This is a genomic window from Enterobacter cloacae complex sp. 418I7 (assembly GCF_050030705.1).
GTDB classification, from domain to species: domain Bacteria; phylum Pseudomonadota; class Gammaproteobacteria; order Enterobacterales; family Enterobacteriaceae; genus Enterobacter; species Enterobacter intestinihominis.
Genome location: NZ_JBLGUU010000001.1, coordinates 2120520 through 2145327 on the forward strand (window position 1 = coordinate 2120520; position 24808 = coordinate 2145327).

Here is a 24808-nt window from a genome sequence, read left to right on the forward strand (position 1 = left end):
GATGGTGAATATCCATACGGTCGCCGTCATTGGCAGCGGCACCATGGGCGCCGGGATTGCCGAAGTGGCAGCCAGCCACGGTCATCCGGTTCTGGTGTACGACATTGACGCTGCGGCGATTTCCCGCGCCGTCGACGGCATTCGCCAGCGGCTGTCCTCTCGCGTTGCGCGCGGAAAACTCTCTGCCGACGCCGGGGAACAGATCCTCGCCCGCCTGACGCCGGTGACGAATATCGGTGCTCTGGCGAAAGCCGATCTGGTGATCGAGGCGGCCTCCGAGCGGCTTGAAGTGAAAAAGGCGCTGTTTACCCAGCTGGCAGAGGTTTGCCCGCCGCAGACGCTACTCGCCAGCAATACCTCGTCCATTTCCGTTACCGCGATTGCGGCGGAGATAAACCACCCTGAACGCGTCGCCGGGCTGCACTTCTTCAATCCTGCCCCGGTGATGAAGCTGGTGGAGGTGGTCAGCGGGCTGGCGACCTCACCCGAAGTGGCCGATGCGCTGTGCGAGCTGGCGCTGAGCTGGGGAAAGCAGCCGGTACGCTGCCAGTCCACACCGGGGTTTATCGTCAACCGCGTAGCGCGTCCTTTCTACTCGGAAGCCTGGCGCGCGCTGGAAGAGCAGGTGGCAGCGCCCGAGGTGATCGACGCCGCCCTGCGAGACGGCGGGGGTTTCCCGATGGGGCCGCTTGAGCTGACGGACATGATTGGTCAGGACGTCAACTTTGCCGTGACCTGCTCCGTATTTAACGCCTTCTGGCAGGAGCGTCGTTTTTTGCCGTCGCTGGTGCAGCAGGAGCTGGTGCTGGCGGGGCGTCTGGGTAAGAAAAGCGGGCAGGGCGTTTACCGCTGGCAGGAGGACAAACCCGCCGTCAGCTGGCTCGCCCCGGTCAGCCACAGCTTCAGCCCGATGCGCGCACAGCGAAGAAGTGACGGTGTCACGGAAATTGACGATCTGTTGTTGATCGAAACGCAGGGTGAAACCGCGCAGTCGCTGGCGCTGCGCCACGGCTGTCCGGTGGTGGTGGTCGACCGCATCGAGCGGGATGTGGCCGTTATAGCCGCCGCGCCCGGCAACCCGCACGCCGCCACGCAGAAAGCCATTTACTGGTTGCAGCACCAGGAGAAACGGGTGGTCCAGATTGCGGATTACCCCGGCCTGCTGATCTGGCGCACGGTGGCGATGATTGCCAACGAAGCGCTGGATGCCCTGCAAAAAGGGGTCGCCAGTGAGCAAGACATCGATACCGCCATGCGCTTAGGGGTCAACTATCCCTGCGGCCCCATCGCCTGGGGCGAGCGCCTTGGCTGGCAGCGTCTGTTAACGCTGCTGGAGAACCTGCAACGTCACTACGGCGAGGAACGTTATCGCCCCTGTTCACTGCTGCGCCAGCGTGCGCTTCTGGAGAGTAGTTATGAGTCATAACGCCTGGCATAACGCCCGCGCGATGTACGAACGGGACGCCTGCGCGCAGGCGATGGGGATGGACATTATCGAGATGGGCGAGGGCTACGCGGTGGTGACCATGACCATCACCCCGCAGATGCTTAACGGGCATAAAACCTGCCACGGCGGACAGCTATTCTCGCTGGCCGATACCGCCTTTGCCTACGCCTGCAACAGTCAGGGGCTGGCGGCGGTGGCCTCAGGCTGCGCCATCGATTTTCTGCGTCCGGGCTTTGCTGGCGATAAGCTGACCGCTATCGCGCGGGTGAAGCATCAGGGCAAACTGACCGGCGTCTATGACATTGAAATTCAGAATCAACAACAGAAAACCGTCGCTCTTTTTCGCGGGAAATCCCACCGCACCGGCGGCAGTGTGACAGGAGAAGCCTGATGCGTGACGCATTTATTTGTGAGGGTGTGCGTACCCCGGTCGGTCGCTACGGTGGAGGATTATCCAGCCTGCGTGCCGATGACTTAGGGGCCGTTCCGCTGCGTGCGCTGCTGGCGCGTTACCCGCAGCTCGATCTGGAGCGCATAGATGACGTGATCTTCGGCTGCGCAAATCAGGCCGGAGAGGATAACCGCAACGTGGCGCGCATGTCGTCGCTGCTGGCCGGGCTGCCGCAGACCCTTTCCGGTACCACCATTAACCGCCTGTGCGGCTCCGGTCTGGATGCCCTTGGCTTTGCGGCGCGCGCCATTAAGGCCGGGGATGGCGATCTGCTGATCGCCGGTGGCGTCGAATCCATGTCCCGTGCGCCGTTCGTGATGGGTAAAGCCACCGCGGCGTTTCAGCGTCAGGCGGAGATCTTCGATACCACCATCGGCTGGCGATTTGTGAATCCGCTCATGCATCAGCAATACGGAACTGACAGCATGCCGGAAACGGCAGAGAATGTAGCGGAATTGTTAAATATAAGCCGTGCCGATCAGGACGCATTTGCCCTGCGCAGCCAGCAGCGCACCGCGCTGGCGCAGCAGAATGGCGTTCTGGCGCAGGAGATAATCCCGGTACAGGTAACGGGGAAAAAAGGCGCGGTAACGGAAGTGAGCGTAGACGAGCATCCGCGCGCCGAAACCACCCTTGAACAGCTTGCCGCGCTGAAAGCCCCGTTTCGCAAGAACGGTGTGGTGACGGCGGGGAACGCCTCTGGCGTCAACGACGGGGCGGCGGCGCTGATTATCGCCAGCGAGCCGATGGCGCTTGCCCAGGGGTTAACCCCGCGCACCCGCATTGTGGCCATGTCGACCGCGGGCGTCGAGCCGCGTCTGATGGGATTAGGCCCGGTTCCCGCCACCCGTAAGGTGCTGGAACGTGCCGGACTCAGTATCACCGATATGGACGTCATTGAGCTTAACGAAGCCTTCGCCGCACAGGCGCTGGGGGTGCTGCGTCAGCTGGGCTTGCCGGATGACGCGGAGCATGTCAACCCGAACGGCGGAGCGATCGCGCTAGGTCATCCGCTGGGAATGAGCGGTGCCAGACTGGCGCTGGCCGCGAGCAATGAATTGCACCGACGCGGCGGGCGCTACGCGCTGTGTACGATGTGCATCGGTGTGGGTCAGGGCATTGCCATGATCCTTGAGCGTGTTTGAGCGAACAATAATGTGAGTACCCTGCGATGATAAATACAACAAAGCTTGATCCGATCGAAACCGCGTCCATTGATGAATTGCAGGCGTTGCAGACCGTGCGCCTGAAGTGGACGCTGAACCACGCCTACAACAACGTTCCGATGTACAAACGCAAGTTTGACGCCGCGGGCGTTCACCCTGACGATTTTAACGAGCTGGCGGACCTGCAAAAATTCCCGTGCACCACCAAGCAGGATCTGCGCGACAATTACCCGTTCGATACCTTTGCGGTGCCGATGGAGCAGGTGGTGCGTATTCACGCCTCGTCGGGCACCACCGGAAAGCCGACCGTGGTGGGGTATACCCAGAATGATATCGACAACTGGGCCAATATCGTCGCCCGTTCCCTGCGCGCCGCCGGGGGCAGCGCGAAGGATAAAATTCACGTCGCCTACGGTTACGGGCTCTTCACCGGCGGGCTGGGGGCGCACTACGGTGCAGAGCGTCTGGGGGCGACGGTGATCCCGATGTCCGGCGGCCAGACGGAAAAGCAGGCGCAGCTGATCCGCGATTTCCAGCCGGATATGATCATGGTGACGCCCTCTTACTGCCTGAACCTGATCGAAGAGCTGGAGCGTCAGATGGGCGGTGATGCCAGCGCCTGTTCCCTGCGCGTCGGCGTGTTTGGCGCCGAGCCGTGGACGCAGGCCATGCGCCGCGAAATCGAGAAACGGCTGGGCATTACCGCGCTGGATATCTATGGTCTCTCCGAGGTGATGGGGCCGGGCGTGGCGATGGAGTGTCTTGAAACCGCTGACGGCCCGACCATCTGGGAAGATCACTTCTACCCGGAGATCGTCAACCCGAATGACGGCTCGCCGCTGGCCGACGGCGAGCAGGGCGAACTGCTGTTCACCACGCTGACCAAAGAGGCGCTGCCGGTGATCCGCTACCGCACCCGCGACCTGACGCGCCTGCTGCCGGGTACCGCACGCACCATGCGCCGGATGGATCGCATCAGCGGGCGCAGCGACGACATGCTCATCATTCGCGGCGTTAACGTCTTCCCGTCACAGCTGGAAGAGGAGATCGTCAAGTTCGAACATCTTTCGCCGCACTATCAGCTGGAGGTGAACCGCCGCGGGCATCTTGATTCACTTTCGGTGAAGGTCGAGCTGAAACAGAGTAGCTTAACGCTGACGCATGAACAGCGTTGTCAGGTCTGCCATCAGCTGCGTCATCGGATTAAATCGATGGTGGGGATTTCAACCGATGTGATGATCGTTAACTGCGGCAGCATACCGCGATCCGAGGGTAAAGCCTGCCGGGTGTTTGATTTGCGTAAAGTAGCAGCCAACGGTTGAATTTCCCTTACTCCAGCCCTCTCCCAAAGGGCTGAGGGTTCCCCACAAATTAATGCGAGCACTGAGCAATCCCCTCGCCCCTCCGGGGAGAGGGTTAGGGTGAGGGGAACATACGGCTGTGGTGGTCATTCCGTTCACTTTATGTTCCTTGCTACTCTGTAACGACATGACCGGTGAACGTGCCAGGGTGGCTCAGTCGCCACCACCCTGGCGACCCGGGCTCCCGGCGGTAAATCGCCGCTTCGCGGTGCCCTCGGCTTATTCCTTCCGGCTTATCGGGTACGGGCGGAGGCAACGTCCCTGTAAAGCCGCCCTCTCGGCGCATCCCTGCGCCTCGCCCCGGCCGGAAGGCAAACGCCTCAGCGATTTACAGCCGGACCAGGGCATCGCTGACAGCCCTCAGTCATTTAGAAAGCAACTTTATTGCTTCTGCATAAAAAAATTACTGGGGATCCCTCTCCCAAAGGGAGAGGGAGTATTAAGTTCCCTCTCCCTTTGGGAGAGGGTTAGGGTGAGGGGGAAACCCCAAATTCCTATGCTATGATTCATTCAGGAAAAAAATAACAACATAATGAATCAAATGAATAAACTTGATGCCTTTATCCAGCACGCAGTCAGCTCTGTTCCCGTCAGCGGAACGTCGCTTATCTCTTCGCTGTATGGCGACGCGCTTTCCCATCGCGGCGGAGAGATCTGGCTCGGCAGTCTGGCGGCCCTGCTGGAAGGAATGGGATTCGGGGAGCGCTTTGTGCGCACCGCGCTGTTTCGCCTCAACAAAGAGGGCTGGCTGGACGTGTCCCGCATTGGCCGCCGCAGCTTTTACCGTCTCAGCGACAAGGGGCTGCGTTTGACCCGACGCGCGGAAAATAAAATCTACCGTGCAGAACTGCCGGCGTGGGATGGTAAATGGCTGCTGCTGCTTTCCGAGGGGCTGGATAAAACCACGCTCGCGGACGTGAAAAAACAGCTCATCTGGCAAGGGTTCGGCACGCTGGCGCCGAGCCTGATGGCCTCGCCGTCGCAGAACCTCGCGGACGTGCAGTCGCTGTTGCATGACGCGGGCGTGGCGGAAAACGTCATTTTCTTTGAAGCTCATTCGCCGCTGGCTTTGTCACGCGCGGCGTTACGATCCCGCGTGGAAGAGTGCTGGCAGCTGACCGAACAAAACGCGATGTACGAAACGTTTATCAACTCGTTCCGTCCGCTGCTGCCGCTGCTGAAAGAGGCGTCGCCCGAGGATTTAACCCCGGAACGCTGCTTTCAGATCCAGCTGTTACTCATTCATTTTTATCGTCGCGTGGTGCTGAAAGATCCGCTGTTGCCGGAGGAGTTACTCCCGGCGCACTGGGCGGGACAGAGCGCGCGACAGCTGTGCATTAACATCTACCAGCGCGTGGCAGCGGGAGCCCTGGCGTTTGTCAGTGAGAAGGGGGAAACCTCCGTCGGCGAGCTGTCCGCGCCCGGCACGCTTTATCACCAGCGTTTTGGTGGTCTGAATATCACATAAGGAGAGGGTATGCCTGTTTATCAAATTGATGGTCTGACGCCGGTCGTGCCTGAAGAGAGCTATGTTCACCCGACCGCGGTGCTGATTGGCGACGTGATCCTCGGCAAAGGTGTTTACGTAGGCCCCAACGCCAGCCTGCGCGGTGATTTTGGCCGGATCGTGGTGAAAGACGGCGCGAACATTCAGGATAACTGCGTGATGCACGGTTTTCCGGAGCAGGACACGGTGGTGGAAGAGGACGGGCATATCGGCCACAGTGCGATCCTGCACGGCTGCATTATCCGCCGTAATGCGCTGGTGGGGATGAATGCGGTGGTGATGGACGGGGCGACGATCGGCGAAAACAGCATCGTCGGGGCGGCGGCGTTTGTGAAGGCCAAAGCGGAAATGCCTGCGAATCACTTAATTCTTGGCAGTCCGGCGAAAGCGATTCGTGAGCTAAGCGCGCAGGAAATAGAGTGGAAAAAGCAGGGCACGCGGGAGTATCAGGTGCTGGTGGATCGCTGTAAGCAGACGCTGCATCAGGTAGAGCCGCTGCGGGAAGAAGAGCCCGGACGCAAACGGCTGGTATTCGATGAGAACTTACGGCCCAAGTCGGCTGGCCGGGATAATTAACCATTTCTTGCCTGCGAAATAATGCAATGGCATGAGGATGCGTTAACGCGCAACAAATACCCTTTGGGGATAGTGTATAATTGAACGTTTCAGACCTGCATTCATAAAGGGATTTTGTTACCCTGACGCAGATCACGCCTCTCATTCAGAGCGGTCAATGCGTTTATGGAAGACACTATATGAGTGAAAACGACACTATCCCAAAGCAGTCCAAAAGCCAGATTAACAAAGCGGTATTTTACACATCTGCTTTGTTAATTTTCCTTCTTGTCGCCTTTGCCGCGATTTTCCCTGACGTTGCCGATAAAAACTTTAAGCTACTGCAACAGCAAATATTCACCAACGCCAGCTGGTTTTACATTCTTGCCGTCGCGCTGATTTTAATGAGTGTGACGTTCCTCGGCTTGTCCCGCTACGGCGATATTAAACTCGGGCCCGACCACTCCCAGCCTGACTTCAGCTATCACTCGTGGTTCGCGATGCTGTTCTCGGCGGGGATGGGGATCGGCCTGATGTTCTTCGGCGTGGCGGAGCCGGTCATGCACTACCTTTCCCCGCCGGTGGGGACACCTGAAACGGTCGCTGCGGCCAAAGAGGCCATGCGGCTGACATTCTTCCACTGGGGGCTGCACGCCTGGGCTATCTACGCCATCGTTGCGTTGATTCTGGCGTTCTTCAGCTACCGCCACGGCCTGCCTTTGACGCTTCGTTCGGCGCTTTATCCGATTATCGGCGACCGTATTTACGGCCCGATAGGTCATGCGGTGGATATCTTCGCGGTAATCGGCACCGTATTTGGCGTGGCGACCTCGTTAGGCTACGGCGTTTTACAGGTCAATGCCGGGCTGAACCACCTTTTTGGCGTACCCATCAACGATACCGTGCAGGTGATCCTTATCGTCCTGATTACCGGGCTGGCGACCATTTCCGTGGTGTCCGGTCTGGACAAAGGCATTCGCATTTTATCAGAGCTCAATCTGGGGCTGGCGGTACTGCTGCTGGTGCTGGTGTTGTGCCTGGGGCCAACCGTACTCCTGCTGAAATCCTTTGTGGAAAATACCGGCGGATACCTGTCCGAGCTGGTGAGCAAGACGTTTAACCTTTACGCTTATGAACCGAAATCCAGCAACTGGCTGGGAGGCTGGACGCTGCTGTACTGGGGCTGGTGGCTGTCCTGGTCGCCGTTTGTCGGGATGTTCATTGCCCGTGTGTCCCGCGGCAGAACCATCCGCGAGTTCGTGACCGGCGTGCTGTTTGTCCCGGCGGGCTTTACCCTGATGTGGATGACGGTGTTCGGCAATAGCGCCATTTACCTCATCATGAACAAGGGAGCGTCCGATCTGGCGAATACCGTCCAGCAGGACGTGGCGCTGGCGCTGTTTAATTTCCTTGAGCATTTCCCGTTCTCTTCCGTGCTGTCATTTATCGCCATGGCGATGGTTATTGTCTTCTTTGTAACCTCCGCTGACTCCGGGGCGATGGTGGTGGATACCCTCGCGTCCGGCGGCGAGGCCAATACACCCGTCTGGCAGCGCATCTTCTGGGCCGCGCTGATGGGCGTAGTCGCTATCGCGCTGCTGCTCGCGGGCGGACTGAGTGCGCTGCAAACCGTGACTATCGCCAGCGCGCTACCGTTCTCGATGATCCTGCTGGTCTCAATCTATGGGTTGCTGAAGGCGCTCCGACGCGATTTGACCAAACGCGAGAGCCTGAGTATGGCCACGATCGCGCCGACAGCGGCCCGTAACCCCATTCCGTGGCAGCGCAGACTGCGTAACATCGCCTACTTACCTAAACGCTCCCTGGTGAAACGCTTTATGGAAGAGGTGATCAAACCGGCCATGGTGCTGGTGCAGGATGAACTGAATAAGCAGGGAACGCAGAGCCATATCAGCGACGCGTCGGACGATCGTATTCGCCTTGAGGTGGATTTAGGCAATGAGCTGAATTTCATTTATGAAGTCAGGCTGCGTGGCTATAACTCGCCGACCTTCGCGCTAGCGGCCATGGAGAATGATGAGAATCAGGCAGAACAGCACCGGTACTATCGGGCAGAAATCTACCTCAAGGAAGGTGGGCAAAATTACGATGTGATGGGCTGGAACCAGGAGCAGTTAATTAACGATATTCTGGACCAGTATGAAAAACATCTGCACTTCCTGCACCTGGTGCGTTAATCAGCCAGCCCCTGAAGCATTCGCTTCAGGGGCGTAATTTAATACGCCTCTGGCAGCGGACGGTCTATCGACACCAGCTTTCCGCGCTTCATGGTGATATAGCCCCCGGCTTTAAGATCCGCCAGCACGCGAAAGACATGCGTTCGCGACAGGTTAGTGCGCTTGATGATAAACAGCGCCAGACCCTCATTCTCTCCCGTGTGGGTTTCCTGCCGATAAAGATAGCGATAGAGCATGGGTTTAATGGTCTGGTAGCTGGTGACCTGCCTGCGTTCGTTATGCAGGTCGATGGTGAATATCGACATGTAGGTCAGTATGGTGGCCAGCGCCTGCATGCGCTCAGGCCCTCCCTGGAAAAAAAACTGGTCGAAGTCGGCCCAGGATATTCTCACCAGTTTCACCCTGGCACTGCTGCGATATTCATACTTCGCCAGTGGACAATACCTTTCCATTAAACCGATCGGCATATACTCAATAGTATTGCCAATATTCAGCCCATCATCAGGCATTAATATCGTCAGCGACCCTTCAGTACAGAAATAAATATAGCCAGGTTCAACGGTGAGTTTTTTATTTGCGGCAACGGTTAAGACCTCGCCTTCACAAAGCATTTGCGGAAAAAATTGCCCAATATTGAGTTGCTGATAATAGGTATGGATATCCTGAAAATTCACGCTAAGCCTCTCCCCGCAACGTCTGCTATGGTAGCGAGTATAGCAGCAATAGCCCACGGATTACGAATCGATAAATAACCAGTCCCATATGGGACTATGAAGGGAAGGTATTCTGGTTAGAATGGTCCTCAATGAGTTCGCATTAAAATTATCCGCCACAATTAAATATCGCTGGCGGCGCAATTAATCTATGAGGCCATTTAATGAAATTAACGATAATCGCTAAACATCTGGCGCTGGCCGGTGTGTTGACGTCGCTGTCGCTTTCCGCGTTTGCGGAAGTACAGCCGCAGGATGCCACTCCTACAACCCAGCAGGCTAATAACGCCCTGTATAACAAATTACCGTTTGCCGATAAAACCGACTTTGAAAATGCCCATAAAGGCTTTATCGCCCCGCTGCCGCAAAACATGATCAAAGGCGAGCAGGGGAACGTTATCTGGAACCCGGCGAAATATGATTTCGTCAAAGAGGGTGAAAAAGCCCCGGATACGGTAAACCCGAGCCTGTGGCGTCAGTCACAGCTGATCAACATTGGCGGGCTGTTTAAGGTCACCGACGGCGTGTATCAGATCCGTAATCTCGATCTCTCCAACATGACCATCATTGAGGGCGAGAAGGGCATTACCGTTATCGACCCGCTGTTAAGCGCTGAACCGGCGAAAGAAGCGCTGGATCTCTACTATGCAAACCGCGGCAAGAAACCGGTCGTGGCTGTGGTGATCACCCACAGCCACGTTGACCACTATGGCGGTCTGCGCGGCGTGGTTGACGAAGCTGACGTCAAGTCTGGCAAAGTGAAAATCTACGCGCCGGATGGCTTTATGAAAGAGGCGGTTTCCGAAAACATTATGGCCGGAAACGCGATGAGCCGCCGTGCGAGCTATATGTACGGCAACCTGCTGAAGCCGGATGCAAAAGGCCAGGTGGGTGCAGGCCTTGGCACCACCACCTCTGCGGGTACTGTCACCCTCATCCCGCCGACCGACTACATTACCCATACCGGTCAGGAAGAAGTGATCGACGGCTTGACCTACGACTTTATGATGGCGCCGGGTTCAGAAGCTCCGTCGGAGATGCTGTGGTACGTCAAAGAGAAGAAAATGATCGAGGCCGCAGAGGACGTGACCCATACTCTGCACAACACCTACTCCCTGCGCGGCGCGAAAATCCGCGACCCGCTGGCCTGGTCTAAGTACATTAACGCCGCCATTGAGCGCTGGGGCGCGGACGCGGAAGTGATTATTGCGCAGCACCACTGGCCGACCTGGGGTAACGAGAATATCGTCAAGCTGATGAAAGGCCAGCGCGATATGTACCGCTACATCAACGACCAGACCCTGCGTATGGCCAACAAAGGCCTGACTCGCGATGAGATCGCCGCAGAATTTAAGCTGCCGGAATCGCTCGAGAAACAGTGGGCAAGCCGCGGTTACTACGGCTCCGTTAGCCACGACGTCAAAGCCACTTACGTGTTTTATCTCGGCTGGTTCGACGGCAACCCGGCAACCCTCGACGAGCTGCCGCCTGAACAGGCTGCGAAGAAGTTCGTGCAGTACATGGGCGGCGCTGATGCCATCATGCAGAAAGCCAAAGCGGATTATCAGCAGGGTAATTACCGTTGGGTTGCTCAGGTGGTCAGCAAAGTGGTCTTTGCCGATCCTAACAACCAGGCTGCCCGTAATCTGGAAGCCGACGCGCTTGAGCAGTTAGGTTACCAGGCGGAAGCGGGCACCTGGCGTAACTTCTACCTGACCGGCGCGCAAGAACTGCGTAATGGCGTGAAGAAGCTGCCGACGCCGAACACCGCCAGCCCGGATACCGTGCGAGCGATGACCCCGGAAATGTTCTTCGACTACCTGGGTGTGCACATCAACGGGGTGCGGGCCGGTAACGCGAAGGCGGTCTTCAATGTCGATCTCGGTAAGGATGGCGGAAAATACAAGCTGGAGCTGGAAAACGGCGTGCTGAACCATACCGCCAACGCGCAGGCGAAGGATGCCGACGCAACTATCGCGCTTGATCGCACCACGCTGAACAACATCATCCTTAAGAAAGAGACGCTGAAGCAGGCGATGGATAAAGGTGACGTGAAGGTGAGTGGAAACGGGGCGAAGCTGGAAGAGATGCTGAGCTACATGGACAAATTTGACTTCTGGTTCAATATCGTAACGCCATAAGTTCAGGTTTCATCCACATAATCCTGGCGCCTTAGAAATAAGGCGCCATTTTTTTATTCACGCATCGCCAGCGCGCTGGCACTTGCCGGATCGAACAGTGAAATACTCTCGATCTGATCAAGCATGATCACCTTACGGAAATCCATAGCGCTTTTTGGCTCTGAGTCGAGCGTAACCTCATGCTCGGCGTACCATTTGCTGTAGTTGTGCTCAATACACAGCTGCATGTTCTCCCCGTCGCGGTAGCCGCTCAGCATCGGGATAAGCACGATATTGGCGGTTTTTTCATACTCCAGCGTGGCGGTATGGATCATGCCAATATAAATCCGCCGCGACTTCAGCGTGACGTGCGCAAGTTCACCTTCCTCCATGCACTGATAGAGCAGTTGTTCAATCCCGCTCGATTGCGCCAGCCGCTTGTAGAGCTTTTTCCGGCCTTCGCCGTCCAGCCGCGCGCTGCCGGCCCAGTTAGAACGATAGAGACAAAACAGGATCGCAAAGGCCAGCATCACCACGACCGGAGCCTGAATCCCTAAAAAGCTCCAGTTCATAAAATCAATTTGCCAGTCGGCGTATTTTGCGGACGTGAAATGGAATGTGTTGTCGGCGGCCGAGAGGGCGAACAACAGCAGCCAGAGCAAGCCGGTGGCGATCACGCCCTGTAAAACGAAAATGCAGCCATACAGCGCCACAAGGAAATAGACATCCCAGCCGAATGAACGCTTAATTTTGAACCGGGTTGAGAGATCGCGGCTGGTGTACCAGTAGCCGCATACCATCAATACCATGAATATTGCCGTTCCCATTTCAGGCCCTCTTCAGCGCGTTGACATGGCGCAGAAAGTCCTGCCGAACCTCGTTACTTTTGTAGTTAACCGAGGCGTTTCCATCCTGATCGATGATGATGCGGTCGCCATCCTCTACGGCTTCGATAATTTCCTGGTGACTCATAACCTGCAACAAGGATTCCGGGCTGGAAAAGAGCGCCATCAGTAAATTTTTCATCGCGTGACATCCTTATGAATTAAAAGGATAAGTCTGGAAGATAAATGGCACCTTTGCCTTAAGGTTATCCCTAAAAAATAACGGCACGGCGGTGAGAATCTGCTTTTGACTCAAATTGGCACCTCAGGGAAAGTTTTTAAAATACTGAATTAAAAGAGGTATAAAAAATATATCTGCACAAACTTGGACAAATAACGCTAATTGTGTAAGTTTTAATTATGCGATTTCGCTACGTTGTTTACAGCCAGGATGTGACCCATGAGCACGTTGCCGTCCGTCATCAGTCGATTCGTTGATTACTACGCCACGCTGGATACCCAGCCACCTTCGGCGCTGGCAAAGATTTATCGCGCCGATGCCACGCTTATCGATCCCTTTGGCGAACACAGCGGGTTGTTCGCGATTCAGCGCTATTTCACTCACCTGCTGGCTAACGTCCAGCGGTGCCGCTTTACCGTCGATGCACCGTTGCAGCAGGGCGATCGCTTTGTTGTTACCTGGATGATGCACTGGTCGCACCCGCGTATTGCCCGGGGGGCAATGCGCCAGCTGCCGGGCTGCTCTGTGGTAGACATGCGCGACGATCGCATAGTTCGCCAGCGGGATTACTACGATGCCGGAGAGATGATTTACGAACATCTTCCGGTGCTCGGCTGGGCCGTACGCGGCGTGAAGCGGAGAGTGAAATCATGAAAACGGTTCTGATCACCGGCGCAAGCTCGGGCATAGGGGCCGGGCTGGCGAAATCTTTTGCCGACGATGGTTACCGGGTGATTGCCTGCGGGCGCGATGCGAAACGTCTGGCAGCTGTGCATCAGCACAGCCCCAACATTACGGTGCGCCTGTTCGATATGACAGACAGGGACGCCTGTCGCCAGGCGCTGGCGGACTGTGCTGCCGACACGGTGATTCTTTGCGCCGGAACCTGCGAGTATCTCGATCGCGGCGAGGTGGATGCCGCGTTGGTGGCGCGGGTCATGACCACCAATTTCATGGGGCCGGTAAACTGCCTTGCGGCGTTGCAGCCGCAGCTGATATCCGGCAACCGCGTGGTGCTGATCAGTTCGATGGCGCACTGGCTTCACTTCCCGCGAGCAGAAGCCTATGGCGCCTCTAAAGCGGCGTTAACCTGGTTTGCCGACACGCTGCGCCTCGACTGGGAGCCGAAAGGGATCGCCGTCACGGTCGTTTCACCTGGTTTTGTCGACACGCCGCTGACCCGAAAAAATGATTTCCCGATGCCGGGCCGGGTCAGCGTGGAGGACGCCGTCCATGCCATTCGTCGCGGTCTGGCAAAAGGGAAGGATCATATCGCGTTTCCCGCCGGGTTTAGCCTGGCGCTGCGCCTGCTCTCCGGTCTGCCCGATATACTTCAGCGCGCACTGCTGCGCAGGATGGTGCGACCATGAAGATCGCGATTATCGGCAGCGGTATCGCCGGGTTAACCTGTGCCTGGCGGCTCGCCGGACATCATCAGGTCACGCTGTTTGAAGCGCAGGCCACGCCGGGCGGTCATACCGCAACGGTGGATGTCGACACGCCGCAGGGCAACTTTGCCATCGACACCGGATTTATTGTCTACAACGACCGCACCTATCCGCGCTTCATGGGGCTGCTGAGCGAACTGGGCATCAGCGGGCAAAAAACGCAGATGAGTTTTTCGGTGCATAACCCGCAGAGCGGGCTGGAGTACAACGGCCACACGCTGACGTCGCTGTTCGCCCAGCGTCGTAATCTGTTAAATCCTGCCTTCTGGACGCTGCTGAAGGAGATCGTGCGCTTTAATCGGCTGGCGAGACAGACGCTCCGGGGTGACGTCAGCGAGTCCGCCACGCTGGAGACGTTCCTGCACCAGCACCGCTTCACGCCTTTTTTTGCCCGTCACTACATTCTGCCAATGGGGGCGGCTATCTGGTCATCCTCGCTACAGGAGATGAAACGCTTCCCGCTGCCGCTCTTTTTACGCTTTTTTGAAAACCACGGTCTGCTGGACATTACCCATCGTCCGCAGTGGTACGTGGTGCCGGGTGGCTCCCGGGAGTACATTCGCGCGATGCTGGACAAGCTTGGCAATCGCCTGACGCTGCACCTCAATGCGCCGGTGCAGCAGGTTATTCGCCACGATCGCGGAGTTGATATAACGCGTGAGGGCGTAACAGACAACTTTGATCAGGTGATCTTCGCCTGCCACTCCGCTCAGGCGCTGACGATGCTCGCCAGCCCAACGCAGGCTGAACGTGAGGTGCTGGGTGATATCGGCTGGCAGCGTAACGAGGTGGTGCTTCACAGCGATCCGCGCTGGCTGCCGGTGTGCAAGCGCGCGTGGGCGAGCTGGAACTACCGCCTCAGCGAGCAGGATCGGGCCAGCGCCTGCGTCACCTACAACATGAATATCTTGCAGGGACTGCCGCCGGGTAGCCCGCTGTTTTGCGTCACCCTCAACCCGGAAACGCCGGTGGAAGAACGCTATGTGCTGCGCCGCTTTGTCTATGAGCATCCGCTTTTTAACCCGCAAAGCTGGCAAGCCCAGGCCCGACGCGGAGAAATAAACGGTCGCCAGCGGAGCTGGTTCTGCGGCGCGTACTGGTACAACGGCTTCCACGAAGATGGGGTACGCAGTGCGCTGGATGTGGTAAACGCTATCGCGGCCGGGGAGGGCAACTGAGATGAACAGCTGCCTTTACCACGGCACATTGCGCCATCGCCGTCTTTCGCCAAAAGCGCACCACTTTACCTACAGCGTCTTTATGGCCTGGCTCGATCTCGATGAGCTGGACGCGCTGCCCTCCGTCGGCGTGCGCCGTAACCGCGTTGCGCCCGCGGCATTTTATGATGCGGACTACCCGCTGGGCACGCCGCTCAAAGAGCGCGTCCTTGAGCGTCTGGAAAATCTGACCGGCGAACGCCCGGCGGGGCGGGTCATGCTTCTAACCCAACTGCGTTATTTCGGCTTTCATTTTAACCCAGTCAATTTTTACTACTGCTATGACGGGGAAGACACCCTGCGCTGGGTTCTCGCCGAAGTCCGCAACACGCCGTGGAATGAACGACACTACTACGCGGTAGCGGGGCGGGACGCCCCGCCGACGGAAAAAGCGTTTCACGTCTCGCCCTTTAATCCGATGGACATGGTCTACCACTGGCGCTTCAACAGTCCGTCCAGCACGCTGCGCATGCATATCGAAAACCATCAGGAGACGAAGGTGTTTGATGCCACTCTGACGCTGCGCCGGGAGCCGCTGACGCGCGCAGCGTTGCGGTCGCTGCTGGCGCGGATCCCGTTGATGACCCTCAAAGCCGTTTTCGCCATTTACTGGCAGGCGCTCAGGCTGTGGCTGAAGCGCGTGCCGCTGCATAACCATCCCCTAAGCAGGAGTGAACGCTCATGACCGATCCCGTCTTTGCGCTTGAACCCGATTTCCCGCGCAACGTCCGCGTCGCGCGATGGCTGCTTTTTCGCCTGCTGAACGGGCTGCGCGGCGGCTCGCTGACGCTGCGTGAAGGCGCCCAGACGTTCCAGTTCGGCGACGCCTCCGCCGCGCTTCACGCTGAGGTGCAGGTACTCGCTCCGGGCGTCTACTGGCGCATTCTAACCGGGGGCAGCCTCGCCGCGGCACAAGCGTGGATAGATGGCGACTGGGAGACGGCCCACCTGACGCCGCTGCTGGAGCTGATAGCGCGCAATAGCCAGATCCTCGGGCAACTGGAAAAAGGGTTTCGCCTGCTCGGGAAACCGGTAGAGCGGCTACGGCACTGGATGCGGCGCAACTCCCGCGCGCAGGCACGGGAAAATATTGCCGCCCATTACGATTTGGGCAACGCCTTTTACGCCCATTTCCTTGATGAACAACTCCTTTACTCCAGCGCGCTGTTTACCGGGGAAGAGCAGGATCTGGCAGCGGCTCAGCAGGCAAAAATGGCCAGGCTGTGCGACCAACTGGCGCTCACCGCAAACGATCATCTGCTGGAGATTGGTACCGGCTGGGGGGCGATGGCGGAATATGCCGCCCGTCATTATGGCTGCCGGGTAACAACTACCACGCTATCGCAGGAGCAGTACCACTGGGCCACCGCGCGGATCGCGCGGGCAGGTTTACAGGATCGCGTTGAGGTGCTGCTCTGTGACTACCGCGATCTGACCGGAGTGTACGATAAGCTGGTGTCGGTTGAGATGATTGAAGCCGTCGGCCAACGCTACCTGCCAACGTTTTTCCGCACCTGCCAGGCGCGTCTGCGTCCGGGCGGGCGGATGGCGATTCAGGCCATCACCATTCAGGATCAGCGCTATCGCGACTACAGCAAAAGCGTCGATTTTATTCAGCGCTACATCTTCCCCGGCGGCTTTTTGCCCAGCATCACCGCCATGAATGAACTGATGACCCGCCATACCGATTTTGTCGTGCGTAACCTCTTCGATATGGGGCCGGACTACGCCCGCACGCTGGCGCACTGGCGTCAGCGCTTCGTTCACGCCTGGCAGGAGATTGAAAAGCTCGGATTTGATGACCGTTTCCGTAGGATGTGGCTGTACTACCTCGGCTACTGTGAAGCCGGGTTTAACGCCCGCACCATCAGCGTGGTGCAACTGACTGCGGAACGCGTATGAAGCGCTACGGGCAGGTCTTTCTGCTGGCCATCGGGTTTGATCTCTACTGGACGCTGGTGGTGCTGTTTCGCGAGCAGGGGCTGGTCATCTGGATCGCGCTGGCGCTGATTGCCTGGCTGTTGTTACCGCCATCACACCGGGTATACGCCCTTGTGCTGGCGGCGTCGGGCGCGATGCTGGACGCCCTCTGGGCGCTGACGGGGTTGATTTCATTCACTGGCACGTCTCTGATGCCGCTATGGATGGTGGCGCTGTGGCTGATGTTTGCCACCGTCTGGACGCAACTGACCCGCACGACCACCTTGCCGGGCTGGCTGCTGACGGCGCTGGCGACCCTGGGCGGGCCGCTGGCCTACCTGTTTGGCGAGCGTTTGGGGGCCATCACGTTCCTGGAGCCGACTTTTATCGTCGTCAGCTGGATGATCCCGGGCTGGCTGGTGCTGATGCTGTTTTTCCACCTGCTGATGGGGAGACAACAATGAGACATCTGTTACTCGCGCTCGCGCTAACCGTTATGGCCTGTAACGTGCAGGCGACTGACTGGCTGAGCTGGCGCAAGGTAGGCGATGCCACCCTCACCTGGGGGCTGTTTACCGTTTATACCTCTCAGCTGCTGACGCCCGACGGCAGATATACAGGAACAAACAGCGATAACGCGCTGATTATCACCTATGCCCGGGATATCGATGGCGACGACCTGGTCGAGGCGACCCGCGACCAGTGGCAGGCGCAGGGCATTTTGCAGCAGGAGCCGCAGAGTGAAGCCTGGCTGCGGATGCTAAAAGCGCTCTGGCCCGACGTCACGCCCGGCACGCAGCTCGCGTTTGTGGTTAATAACGGTCAGGGGCAATTCTGGTATCGCCCCACGGCGTCGCAGAAAAAATTTACGCCCCTCGGGCCGCGCCAGTCGGCAGCGTTTAGCTCGCGCTTTCTGGCGATCTGGCTCGATCCCCGCACCGAGTATCCTGAACTGCGTCAGCAGTTAATCGGAGGACCACAATGAAACGATTCCTGTTAATGGCGCTTACACTGACAATGCTGGTGGCCGGGTGCAGCACAGAAGTGACCGAGTATCGTCAGCAGCAGCCAAGGCTTGATATTTTCCACTACTTCCAGGGCAAAACCGAGGCGTGGGGGATGGTGCAGGACCGCAGCGGTAAGCAGATCCGCCGTTTTCGCGTCGAGATCGCCGGAGATGTCATCGGCGATACGCTGACGCTGAACGAGCATTTTGTCTATGACGACGGCGAGAAGCAAAAGCGCGTCTGGCATATCCGCCGCATTGGCCACGATCGTTACGAAGGCACGGCGGGTGACATAGAAGGTGTCGCGACAGGTCAGGTTTCGGGCAACGCCCTTAACTGGCGCTACAGCATGAACGTGAAGGCGGACGGCAAAACCTGGCTGCTGCACTTTGATGACTGGATGTATTTGCAGGACAGCACCCGTCTGTTCAATAAAACCGAGATGAAGAAATTTGGCGTCACCGTCGCCACGGTGACGCTGTTCTTTACCCGCAAAGAGGGCGGTTAATCCTCTTCGGGCTGAGGTTTACTGCTTGAGTAGATGAAGAAGAGCGCGATACTCAGGCAGACGACGGCCCCGAAACGGCTCGCTGAAAACGGAATGGCTTCATTGTTCAGCCAGCCAAAGTTATCAATCAGCATGCTCATGGCCAGCTGACCCAGGATCACCGCTACCGTGGCAACGGCGGTGCCGATACGCTGCACCGCGAGCACCATAATCACTATATAGGGCACGCCGCACAGGGCGCCCAGAAGCTGCCACTTGGGCACATCCATCAGGCTGACCGCCTGTTTCGGCTCAAAAAAGAAAATGAGCAGGGCGGTTACCAGCGCGCCGACGGAAAAGGTCAGAAACGCGCTTTTGAATACCCCCACGCTGCTGCCTAATTGCCCGTTAATGGCAGCCTGAATGCTCAGCGTCGCGCCGCCAATCACCGCCAGAATAATCATAATCACTGTCATAACGTTACCCCTGCGCCACGAGAATGAGCGCGGCGATGATAAATCCCAGCGCAATAATGCGTTTTGTATCGATCCTGCGGTGCGGCGTACCCAGCAGGCCATAGTGGTCAATAATCAGGCTTTTAAAGACCTGGCCTGCCAGAATGCCGATCATCGTCATAGCAATACCGATCGCTGGCGTGGCAATGGTGAGAATGATGACGTAGACCGGGCCGAGCACGCCGCCCAGCAGGTGCCATGACGGCTGCGCAAAAAATGAGGGACTGTTGCGGGGGCTGAAAAACAGCATCAGCAGAAACGTCAGCCCGGTTCCCACGCTAAATATGCTGAACGCCGCCCACAGGTCGCCCACCTCCGCGCCCAGCGGCCCCAGCAGCCCGGCTTCCACGGACAGCCCCATGCCGCCGGCAATCACCAGTAAAATTAAAATAATGTGCATAACGCTTTTTCTCCTTTTTCCAGGCGGAGAAGATTACGTCTGAACATCATTGAGAAAAATGCCATAATGCAGGAAACACCTGTGCAGGAAATGCATTAATGATGGATGCCGGACATATCAGCATTCGCGCGCTGCTGATCTTCATCGACGTTTATGAAACGCAGAATTTTTCCGTGGTGGCGAGGCGGGAAGGGATTTCTGCGTCGCAGGTTTCCCGCGTGATCCACCAGCTTGAGGACGCCCTCGGGCAACAGCTTTTCTACCGCAACACGCGGGCGATTATGCCCACAGAGAGCGGGCATCTTTTTGTGCGCTATGCCCGGGCGATGGCCGGAAATCTGGAGGATGCGCGACGCGAGCTGGATGAACGCGCCCGCGAGCCGTCGGGCACGCTGCGTATCAATGGCCCGGTCTTTTTCGGACTACGGCACATCGCGCCGGGCCTGCCGGGGCTTCTGGCGCGTTATCCTCGTCTCTCCATTGAACTGACCCTCACCGACGATTTTATCGATCCGCACCGCGACGCCGCGGACGTTATCTTCCGCATCGGCGCGCTGACGGACTCCTCGTTTCACGCCCGGGTGTTCGGTCAGCAGTTCTACCATCTGGCGGCCTCGCCGGACTATCTGCAAAAACATGGCGCACCCGAGGGGCCGGACGATCTCAGTCGTCACCACTGTCTGGTTTACCGCGGTTCGTCCGGGCCTAACCGCTGGCTGATCCGGCAGCCGGGCGAGGCGTGGGTTCACTATCCCATCGTACCGCTGATGACTTCCAATAACGCGGAAACGCTCCTGATTGCGGCGCTGGGCGGCATGGGCGTTGTGCTATTCCCGGACTGGATGGTGAGCGAACGGCTCAAAAGCGGTGAGCTGGTGGCACTGCTGCCGGAAATGGAGTGTTCTATTAATACGGAGCCACTGACGATTGCGGCGATTTACCCGAACGCGCGTCATCCGCCCCTGAACGTCAGGGCGGTGATTGACTACTATATTGAGCGGTTCGGTACGCCGCTGTACTGGCAAACCTGAAGGTTAGCGGGCAAGCTCGCGACGGATAATGTCAGTCCCGGCGCTTAATGCCTTCAGCTTACCGTTGGCGACCTGGCGGGAAAGGGGAGCCATGCCGCAGTTGGTGGACGGATAGAGCTTGTCTTCATCAACAAACTGCAACGCCTTGCGTAGCGTATCGGCAACCTCTTCCGGCGTTTCGATGGTCTGGGTGGCAACATCAATTGCCCCGACCATCACTTTTTTACCGCGGATCAGCTCCAGTAGATCCATCGGCACGCGCGAGTTGTGGCACTCCAGCGAGATGATATCGATCTTTGAGGTCTGCAACTTTGGAAACGCCTCTTCATACTGGCGCCACTCGGAGCCGAGCGTTTTTTTCCAGTCAGTATTGGCTTTGATGCCGTACCCGTAGCAGATATGTACTGCGGTTTCGCATTTCAGCCCTTCAATGGCGCGCTCCAGCGCGGCGATGCCCCAGTCATTCACTTCGTCGAAAAAGACGTTAAAAGCAGGTTCGTCGAACTGAATAATGTCAACGCCGGCCGCTTCCAGCTCGCGGGCTTCCTGATTGAGAATTTTAGCGAACTCCCAGGCCAGCTTTTCGCGGCTTTTATAGTGAGCATCGTATAGCGTGTCGATCATGGTCATCGGGCCGGGCAGCGCCCACTTGATCGGCTTGTCCGTCAGCTGGCGCAGGTATTTCGCGTCGTCTACAAACACCGGTTTCTGGCGCGCCACCGCGTCTACCACGGTCGGCACGCTGGCATCGTAACGGTTACGGATCCGCACCGTCTGACGATTTTCAAAATCCACGCCGCTGAGATGTTCAATAAAGGTGGTGACGAAATGCTGGCGGGTTTGTTCCCCGTCGCTGACGATATCAATCCCGGCGCGAATCTGTTCATCCAGAGACAAACGAAGCGCATCCTGTTTCCCTGCCAGTAATTCCTCGTCCTGGAGTTTCCACGGCGACCAGAGCGTTTCCGGCTGCGCAAGCCAGGTGGGTTTCGGCAGGCTGCCAGCCGTCGATGTCGGGAGCAATGTTTTCATAAGAAGAACCTTTTATTCGTATTAAATTAAAGCGTGAAGTGATGAGACCACTGCTCAAGAAGGGTTTTATAGGGTTTGATGAACCGCTCTTCGGTATATTTACCCTGTTCAATGGCCAGCCGGCTGCGCTCTTCACGGTCATAGACGATTTTTGTTAATGAGTGATCCTGCTGATTCAGGTCGGGCTGATAGCACTGTCCCGCAGCGGAATTGGCATTGTAAATTTCTGGTCGATAGATCTTCTGGAACGTCTCCATGGTGCTGATGGTGCCGATCAGTTCCAGATTGGTGTAATCACGCAGTAAATCGCCGGTGAAGAAGAAGGCAAATGGCGCGACGCTGTTTTCCGGCATGAAATAGCGAACCTTGAGGCCCATCTTCGCGAAGTACTGTTCCGTTAGCGACTCGCCGTCCGGCTGGTACTCATACCCCAGCACCGGGTGGTGGTTACCGGTACGACGATAGGTGTCTTTGCTGGAGACGCTCAGGCAGATCACCGGCGCTTTTTTAAAGTTCGCCTGATATTCCGCAGAATGCATGAAGCTTTTAAAGATATTGCCGTGCAGCTCGCCAAAATTCTCGGGGAGGGTAAAACGGGGCTGATCTTTATTATGCTCCAGCAGCAGGACGCTGAAATCATAGTCACGAACATAGGATGAGAAGTTATTCCCGACGATGCCTTCGATGCGCTCGTGGGTCTTTTTATCCACGATCGTCGTTTGCAGAATTTCGATGGCCGGGAAAGTAAAATCGCCGCCGATATTCATATCGACTGAAATAATTTCCAGCTCGACGGCATAGCGGTCGGCTTTCGGGTTATCCCAGCTCGCCAGCGCGTTAAAGCGGTTGTTGATCATCACCAGCGTATTGCGCAGGTTCTCCTGACGCTTCTCGCCACGCGCCAGGTTGGCGAAGTTGGTGGTGGTGCGCGTGTTTTCTGACGGGTTATAATTTTCATCAAAGCAACTGCGCTTAAGGGTAAATGTGAAAGCCTGACTCATTTGGTTATGCATCCTAAGTTCATGTTGCCTAAACGTTATCAATGCATAATTTATGCCTGAGCCACTGGCGCAGGGGAAGTGACTTAATTTCACTGCGTCATGAGGGTTCTTCATGAACTGCGCGATTCAGGTATAATCCCCCGACATTTCCAACCGGTTTAAACGATCATGACAAAACTCACCCTACAAGAGCAGATGCTGAAAGCGGGCTTAGTCAGCAGTAAAAAGATGGCGAAGGTTCAGCGCACGGCGAAAAAATCCCGCGTCCAGGCTCGCGAGGCGAGAGAGGCTGTTGAAGAGAACAAGAAAGCCCAGCTGGAGCGTGATAAGCAGCTGAGCGAACAGCAAAAACAGGCGGTGCTGGCAAAAGAGTTCAGGGCGCAGGTGAAGCAGCTGATTGAGATGAACCGCATCACCGTGGCGAAGGGCAACATTACCTTTAACTTTACCGATGGCAGCCTGATCAAAAAAATCGACGTCGATAAGCAGACGCAAACCCAGCTGATCAACGGTCGTCTGGCGATTGCCCGACTGGTGATTAACGCGAATGGCGACTGTGATTACGCGATTATCCCGGCGGTGGTGGCGGATAAAATTGCCCAGCGCGATGCGGACAGCATTGTGCTAAACAGCGCGCTGAGTCAGGAAGAGCAGGACGAAGACGATCCGTACGCAGACTTCAAAATCCCTGACGATTTAATGTGGTAAACCTCGTTCAGAATGGCGCGGCGTGACGGGCATTCATGGTCTCGCCGCTCAGCGGATGAATAAAACTCAGAACGCTTGCATGCAGCATCAGCCGGGGCGTTTCTTCCGCCCCCGGCCATTCCAGACCCCCATACAGATCGCACCCCAAAATAGGGTGGCCTAACTGCTGGCAGTGAATGCGCAGCTGGTGGGTGCGCCCGGTCTCCGGGGTAAGCTCAACCCGCGTCAACGGCATTATCGTATCCTGGTAAATACGTTCCACCACCCGATAGCGCGAGCGAGCGGGCTTACCAGTGCGCGCACAGATCGTCATCAGCGGAAACAGCGCCGGATCTTTGGCAATCGGGGCATCCACGGTCCCTTCGTCCTGTTCCACATGTCCGCACAACAGGGCGGTGTAAACCTTGGTCACGGCGCGCTGGCTGAACTGGTGGCAAAGCGCGGCGTTAATCGCTTTGTTACGTGCAATCACCATCAGGCCCGAAGTGCCAAAATCAAGACGATGCACCAGCGTGCAGCCGGGAAAGGTTTGCACCAGACGGTGGTGGACGGAATCGCGGTTTTGCGGATTTTTCCCGGACAGGCTGAGCAGACCAGAGGGTTTGTTGATCAGCAGCAGATGCTCGTCCTGCCAGAGGATCTCAATGTCGTCGTGACAGGGGGGTGCAATAAACGTATCGATTATGACAGACATCAGGCCGCCGGGCTGGAGAGTGGGTGCGGATGATAACGAAATACGGGGGAAAGAAAAACCCTCCCACCGGGCGGTGAGAGGGGGAAAATTTAGGCTGCGACCAGGCTGTCGATAGCGGCTTTCGCGTCGGTCTGCGCTTTGGTGGCCACTTCCGGGCCGTAAGCGATACCTTCAGCGAACACGAAGTTCACGTCGGTAATGCCGATGAAGCCCAGGAACAACGTCATGTACGGTGCGACCAGATCGGTAGGGGTATCTTTGTGAATACCGCCGCGGCTGGTCAGGACGATAGCGCGTTTACCTTTCACCAGACCTTCCGGGCCGTTCTCGGTGTAACGGAAGGTTACGCCAGCGCGCGCCACCAGGTCGAAGTAGTTCTTCAGCTGCGTAGGAATGTTGAAGTTATACATTGGGGCGTTGATCACGATAACGTCGTGGGCCTGCAACTCAGCAATCAGCTCGTCGGAGAGCGCCAGGGCTTCCTGCTGACGTGGGGTGAGAGGCGCATCGCTCGGACGCAGCGCGCCAACCAGCTCGCCGTCCAGCACAGGAATCGGGTTTGCCGCCAGGTCACGCACGGTGATTTCATCCGCGCTGTGCTGTTCACGCCACTGTTCAACGAAATAGTCAGCCAGCTGACCAGACTGTGAATACCCTGCCAGAATACTGGATTTCAACACTAATACTTTGCTCATGGGAATTTCCTGTTTTGTATTTGATTGAGGGGGGTGCCCCGTTGCTTGTTGACACTTTATTCACAATCCT

General features: G+C 57.2%; 27 protein-coding genes. 18 read left to right on the top strand and 9 right to left on the bottom strand.

Annotated features, from left to right (window positions below; all coding sequences use genetic code 11):
* Window position 1 precedes the first annotated feature (1 nt).
* The 7 genes from paaH to ACQG0S_RS10340 all read left to right on the top strand — a co-directional run bounded on the left by paaH (window position 2) and on the right by ACQG0S_RS10340 (window position 8685).
* Window positions 2-1426, top strand: coding sequence for a 3-hydroxyacyl-CoA dehydrogenase PaaH (gene paaH, locus ACQG0S_RS10310; protein ID WP_048965986.1), 1425 nt, complete (start codon window positions 2-4; stop codon window positions 1424-1426).
* Window positions 1416-1838, top strand: coding sequence for a hydroxyphenylacetyl-CoA thioesterase PaaI (gene paaI, locus ACQG0S_RS10315; protein ID WP_048965987.1), 423 nt, complete (start codon window positions 1416-1418; stop codon window positions 1836-1838). Before paaH ends, paaI begins: the two co-directional genes overlap by 11 nt.
* Window positions 1838-3043, top strand: coding sequence for a 3-oxoadipyl-CoA thiolase (gene pcaF, locus ACQG0S_RS10320; protein WP_048965988.1), 1206 nt, complete (start codon window positions 1838-1840; stop codon window positions 3041-3043). The genes paaI and pcaF overlap by 1 nt, the downstream gene beginning before the upstream one ends.
* A gap of 26 nt (window positions 3044-3069) precedes the next feature.
* Window positions 3070-4386 carry a phenylacetate--CoA ligase PaaK gene (gene paaK / locus ACQG0S_RS10325; protein ID WP_048965989.1) on the top strand — a complete coding sequence of 439 codons (1317 nt, stop codon included), beginning with the start codon at window positions 3070-3072 and terminating at the stop codon, window positions 4384-4386.
* Window positions 4387-4957: 571 nt separating this feature from the next.
* A complete protein-coding gene (gene paaX, locus ACQG0S_RS10330) occupies window positions 4958-5893 on the top strand; it encodes a phenylacetic acid degradation operon negative regulatory protein PaaX (RefSeq protein WP_063137708.1) in 936 nt (311 codons plus the stop codon).
* Between the two features lie 9 nt (window positions 5894-5902).
* Entirely contained in the window at window positions 5903-6508 is a 606-nt protein-coding gene (paaY, locus tag ACQG0S_RS10335) for a phenylacetic acid degradation protein PaaY (RefSeq protein ID WP_023300036.1), read from the top strand.
* A 179-nt stretch (window positions 6509-6687) separates the two neighbouring features.
* On the top strand, window positions 6688-8685 hold the full coding sequence (locus tag ACQG0S_RS10340; protein WP_023306141.1) for a BCCT family transporter: 1998 nt from the start codon (window positions 6688-6690) through the stop codon (window positions 8683-8685).
* Between the two features lie 38 nt (window positions 8686-8723).
* Here the strand turns inward: ACQG0S_RS10340 and ACQG0S_RS10345 are convergent, their stop codons facing one another.
* The gene (locus ACQG0S_RS10345; RefSeq protein ID WP_022648032.1) at window positions 8724-9359 is read right to left on the bottom strand and encodes a helix-turn-helix domain-containing protein; all 636 of its coding nucleotides are present in this window, start codon (window positions 9357-9359) and stop codon (window positions 8724-8726) included.
* A 203-nt stretch (window positions 9360-9562) separates the two neighbouring features.
* On the opposite strand from ACQG0S_RS10345, the gene ACQG0S_RS10350 reads away from it, so the two are divergent.
* A complete protein-coding gene (locus ACQG0S_RS10350; RefSeq protein ID WP_022648033.1) occupies window positions 9563-11539 on the top strand; it encodes an alkyl/aryl-sulfatase in 1977 nt (658 codons plus the stop codon).
* 53 nt (window positions 11540-11592) lie between these two features.
* On the opposite strand, the gene ACQG0S_RS10355 is transcribed toward ACQG0S_RS10350, so the two are convergent.
* Window positions 11593-12345, bottom strand: a complete 753-nt coding sequence (locus tag ACQG0S_RS10355) for a hypothetical protein (RefSeq protein ID WP_022648034.1) — start codon at window positions 12343-12345, stop codon at window positions 11593-11595.
* Window position 12346: 1 nt separating this feature from the next.
* Window positions 12347-12544, bottom strand: coding sequence for a hypothetical protein (locus ACQG0S_RS10360; RefSeq protein ID WP_022648035.1), 198 nt, complete (start codon window positions 12542-12544; stop codon window positions 12347-12349).
* 258 nt (window positions 12545-12802) lie between these two features.
* Between ACQG0S_RS10360 and ACQG0S_RS10365 the strand changes: the two genes are divergently transcribed.
* The 8 genes from ACQG0S_RS10365 to ACQG0S_RS10400 are packed head-to-tail and all read left to right on the top strand — an operon-like array spanning window position 12803 to window position 18683.
* Complete coding sequence (locus tag ACQG0S_RS10365) at window positions 12803-13237, top strand: nuclear transport factor 2 family protein (protein WP_022648036.1); 435 nt, start codon at window positions 12803-12805, stop codon at window positions 13235-13237.
* On the top strand, window positions 13234-13953 hold the full coding sequence (locus ACQG0S_RS10370) for an SDR family NAD(P)-dependent oxidoreductase (RefSeq protein WP_063137709.1): 720 nt from the start codon (window positions 13234-13236) through the stop codon (window positions 13951-13953). Before ACQG0S_RS10365 ends, ACQG0S_RS10370 begins: the two co-directional genes overlap by 4 nt.
* Window positions 13950-15209 carry an NAD(P)/FAD-dependent oxidoreductase gene (locus ACQG0S_RS10375; protein ID WP_063137710.1) on the top strand — a complete coding sequence of 420 codons (1260 nt, stop codon included), beginning with the start codon at window positions 13950-13952 and terminating at the stop codon, window positions 15207-15209. Before ACQG0S_RS10370 ends, ACQG0S_RS10375 begins: the two co-directional genes overlap by 4 nt.
* A gap of 1 nt (window position 15210) precedes the next feature.
* Window positions 15211-15933 (top strand): DUF1365 domain-containing protein, encoded by a 723-nt coding sequence (locus ACQG0S_RS10380; RefSeq protein WP_426750295.1) that lies wholly within the window; start codon window positions 15211-15213, stop codon window positions 15931-15933.
* Window positions 15930-17150 (top strand): SAM-dependent methyltransferase, encoded by a 1221-nt coding sequence (locus ACQG0S_RS10385; protein ID WP_038416012.1) that lies wholly within the window; start codon window positions 15930-15932, stop codon window positions 17148-17150. The genes ACQG0S_RS10380 and ACQG0S_RS10385 overlap by 4 nt, the downstream gene beginning before the upstream one ends.
* Window positions 17147-17632, top strand: coding sequence for a DUF2878 domain-containing protein (locus tag ACQG0S_RS10390; RefSeq protein WP_023300043.1), 486 nt, complete (start codon window positions 17147-17149; stop codon window positions 17630-17632). The genes ACQG0S_RS10385 and ACQG0S_RS10390 overlap by 4 nt, the downstream gene beginning before the upstream one ends.
* A complete protein-coding gene (locus ACQG0S_RS10395) occupies window positions 17629-18153 on the top strand; it encodes a hypothetical protein (RefSeq protein ID WP_063137712.1) in 525 nt (174 codons plus the stop codon). The genes ACQG0S_RS10390 and ACQG0S_RS10395 overlap by 4 nt, the downstream gene beginning before the upstream one ends.
* Window positions 18150-18683 (top strand): DUF3833 domain-containing protein, encoded by a 534-nt coding sequence (locus tag ACQG0S_RS10400; RefSeq protein WP_063137713.1) that lies wholly within the window; start codon window positions 18150-18152, stop codon window positions 18681-18683. Before ACQG0S_RS10395 ends, ACQG0S_RS10400 begins: the two co-directional genes overlap by 4 nt.
* Here the strand turns inward: ACQG0S_RS10400 and ACQG0S_RS10405 are convergent.
* Both ACQG0S_RS10405 and ACQG0S_RS10410 read right to left on the bottom strand, forming a co-directional pair.
* Window positions 18680-19138, bottom strand: a complete 459-nt coding sequence (locus ACQG0S_RS10405; protein ID WP_022648044.1) for a DMT family transporter — start codon at window positions 19136-19138, stop codon at window positions 18680-18682. The two genes, ACQG0S_RS10400 and ACQG0S_RS10405, sit on opposite strands and share 4 nt — an antisense overlap.
* 4 nt (window positions 19139-19142) lie before the next feature.
* Window positions 19143-19577 carry a DMT family transporter gene (locus tag ACQG0S_RS10410; RefSeq protein WP_003857304.1) on the bottom strand — a complete coding sequence of 145 codons (435 nt, stop codon included), beginning with the start codon at window positions 19575-19577 and terminating at the stop codon, window positions 19143-19145.
* A 98-nt stretch (window positions 19578-19675) separates the two neighbouring features.
* Here ACQG0S_RS10410 and ACQG0S_RS10415 point away from each other — a divergent pair, with 98 nt between their 5' ends.
* Window positions 19676-20608 (top strand): LysR family transcriptional regulator, encoded by a 933-nt coding sequence (locus ACQG0S_RS10415; protein WP_063137714.1) that lies wholly within the window; start codon window positions 19676-19678, stop codon window positions 20606-20608.
* Window positions 20609-20611: 3 nt separating this feature from the next.
* Here ACQG0S_RS10415 and ACQG0S_RS10420 read toward each other — a convergent pair whose 3' ends face one another.
* Together ACQG0S_RS10420 and ACQG0S_RS10425 are read right to left on the bottom strand one after the other, a co-directional pair.
* Window positions 20612-21640: a methionine synthase gene (locus tag ACQG0S_RS10420; RefSeq protein ID WP_048966908.1), complete on the bottom strand. Its 1029-nt coding sequence runs from the start codon at window positions 21638-21640 to the stop codon at window positions 20612-20614.
* A 26-nt stretch (window positions 21641-21666) separates the two neighbouring features.
* Window positions 21667-22641 carry a DUF1852 domain-containing protein gene (locus ACQG0S_RS10425; RefSeq protein WP_058676701.1) on the bottom strand — a complete coding sequence of 325 codons (975 nt, stop codon included), beginning with the start codon at window positions 22639-22641 and terminating at the stop codon, window positions 21667-21669.
* 168 nt (window positions 22642-22809) lie between these two features.
* Between ACQG0S_RS10425 and ACQG0S_RS10430 the strand changes: the two genes are divergently transcribed.
* The gene (locus ACQG0S_RS10430) at window positions 22810-23349 is read left to right on the top strand and encodes a DUF2058 domain-containing protein (protein WP_022648048.1); all 540 of its coding nucleotides are present in this window, start codon (window positions 22810-22812) and stop codon (window positions 23347-23349) included.
* Between the two features lie 7 nt (window positions 23350-23356).
* On the opposite strand, the gene ACQG0S_RS10435 is transcribed toward ACQG0S_RS10430, so the two are convergent.
* Together ACQG0S_RS10435 and azoR are read right to left on the bottom strand one after the other, a co-directional pair.
* On the bottom strand, window positions 23357-24043 hold the full coding sequence (locus ACQG0S_RS10435; protein WP_022648049.1) for an RluA family pseudouridine synthase: 687 nt from the start codon (window positions 24041-24043) through the stop codon (window positions 23357-23359).
* Window positions 24044-24132: 89 nt separating this feature from the next.
* On the bottom strand, window positions 24133-24738 hold the full coding sequence (gene azoR / locus ACQG0S_RS10440; protein WP_022648050.1) for an FMN-dependent NADH-azoreductase: 606 nt from the start codon (window positions 24736-24738) through the stop codon (window positions 24133-24135).
* Window positions 24739-24808: the final 70 nt, after the last annotated feature.

What these genes read in the sequence shown, in the direction of transcription:
- ACQG0S_RS10415 (WP_063137714.1), top strand. Translation starts at nt 19,676, where the DNA reads ATGATGGATGCCGGACATATCAGCATTCGCGCGCTGCTGATCTTCATC.
- ACQG0S_RS10420 (WP_048966908.1), bottom strand. Translation starts at nt 21,640, where the DNA reads ATGAAAACATTGCTCCCGACATCGACGGCTGGCAGCCTGCCGAAACCC.
- ACQG0S_RS10380 (WP_426750295.1), top strand. Translation starts at nt 15,211, where the DNA reads ATGAACAGCTGCCTTTACCACGGCACATTGCGCCATCGCCGTCTTTCG.
- ACQG0S_RS10410 (WP_003857304.1), bottom strand. Translation starts at nt 19,577, where the DNA reads ATGCACATTATTTTAATTTTACTGGTGATTGCCGGCGGCATGGGGCTG.
- ACQG0S_RS10390 (WP_023300043.1), top strand. Translation starts at nt 17,147, where the DNA reads ATGAAGCGCTACGGGCAGGTCTTTCTGCTGGCCATCGGGTTTGATCTC.
- ACQG0S_RS10360 (WP_022648035.1), bottom strand. Translation starts at nt 12,544, where the DNA reads ATGAAAAATTTACTGATGGCGCTCTTTTCCAGCCCGGAATCCTTGTTG.
- paaK (WP_048965989.1), top strand. Translation starts at nt 3,070, where the DNA reads ATGATAAATACAACAAAGCTTGATCCGATCGAAACCGCGTCCATTGAT.
- ACQG0S_RS10370 (WP_063137709.1), top strand. Translation starts at nt 13,234, where the DNA reads ATGAAAACGGTTCTGATCACCGGCGCAAGCTCGGGCATAGGGGCCGGG.
- ACQG0S_RS10425 (WP_058676701.1), bottom strand. Translation starts at nt 22,641, where the DNA reads ATGAGTCAGGCTTTCACATTTACCCTTAAGCGCAGTTGCTTTGATGAA.
- ACQG0S_RS10430 (WP_022648048.1), top strand. Translation starts at nt 22,810, where the DNA reads ATGACAAAACTCACCCTACAAGAGCAGATGCTGAAAGCGGGCTTAGTC.
- ACQG0S_RS10375 (WP_063137710.1), top strand. Translation starts at nt 13,950, where the DNA reads ATGAAGATCGCGATTATCGGCAGCGGTATCGCCGGGTTAACCTGTGCC.
- paaX (WP_063137708.1), top strand. Translation starts at nt 4,958, where the DNA reads ATGAATCAAATGAATAAACTTGATGCCTTTATCCAGCACGCAGTCAGC.
- paaY (WP_023300036.1), top strand. Translation starts at nt 5,903, where the DNA reads ATGCCTGTTTATCAAATTGATGGTCTGACGCCGGTCGTGCCTGAAGAG.
- ACQG0S_RS10395 (WP_063137712.1), top strand. Translation starts at nt 17,629, where the DNA reads ATGAGACATCTGTTACTCGCGCTCGCGCTAACCGTTATGGCCTGTAAC.
- paaH (WP_048965986.1), top strand. Translation starts at nt 2, where the DNA reads ATGGTGAATATCCATACGGTCGCCGTCATTGGCAGCGGCACCATGGGC.
- paaI (WP_048965987.1), top strand. Translation starts at nt 1,416, where the DNA reads ATGAGTCATAACGCCTGGCATAACGCCCGCGCGATGTACGAACGGGAC.
- azoR (WP_022648050.1), bottom strand. Translation starts at nt 24,738, where the DNA reads ATGAGCAAAGTATTAGTGTTGAAATCCAGTATTCTGGCAGGGTATTCA.
- ACQG0S_RS10400 (WP_063137713.1), top strand. Translation starts at nt 18,150, where the DNA reads ATGAAACGATTCCTGTTAATGGCGCTTACACTGACAATGCTGGTGGCC.
- ACQG0S_RS10355 (WP_022648034.1), bottom strand. Translation starts at nt 12,345, where the DNA reads ATGGGAACGGCAATATTCATGGTATTGATGGTATGCGGCTACTGGTAC.
- ACQG0S_RS10340 (WP_023306141.1), top strand. Translation starts at nt 6,688, where the DNA reads ATGAGTGAAAACGACACTATCCCAAAGCAGTCCAAAAGCCAGATTAAC.
- ACQG0S_RS10350 (WP_022648033.1), top strand. Translation starts at nt 9,563, where the DNA reads ATGAAATTAACGATAATCGCTAAACATCTGGCGCTGGCCGGTGTGTTG.
- ACQG0S_RS10435 (WP_022648049.1), bottom strand. Translation starts at nt 24,043, where the DNA reads ATGTCTGTCATAATCGATACGTTTATTGCACCCCCCTGTCACGACGAC.
- ACQG0S_RS10365 (WP_022648036.1), top strand. Translation starts at nt 12,803, where the DNA reads ATGAGCACGTTGCCGTCCGTCATCAGTCGATTCGTTGATTACTACGCC.
- ACQG0S_RS10385 (WP_038416012.1), top strand. Translation starts at nt 15,930, where the DNA reads ATGACCGATCCCGTCTTTGCGCTTGAACCCGATTTCCCGCGCAACGTC.
- pcaF (WP_048965988.1), top strand. Translation starts at nt 1,838, where the DNA reads ATGCGTGACGCATTTATTTGTGAGGGTGTGCGTACCCCGGTCGGTCGC.
- ACQG0S_RS10405 (WP_022648044.1), bottom strand. Translation starts at nt 19,138, where the DNA reads ATGACAGTGATTATGATTATTCTGGCGGTGATTGGCGGCGCGACGCTG.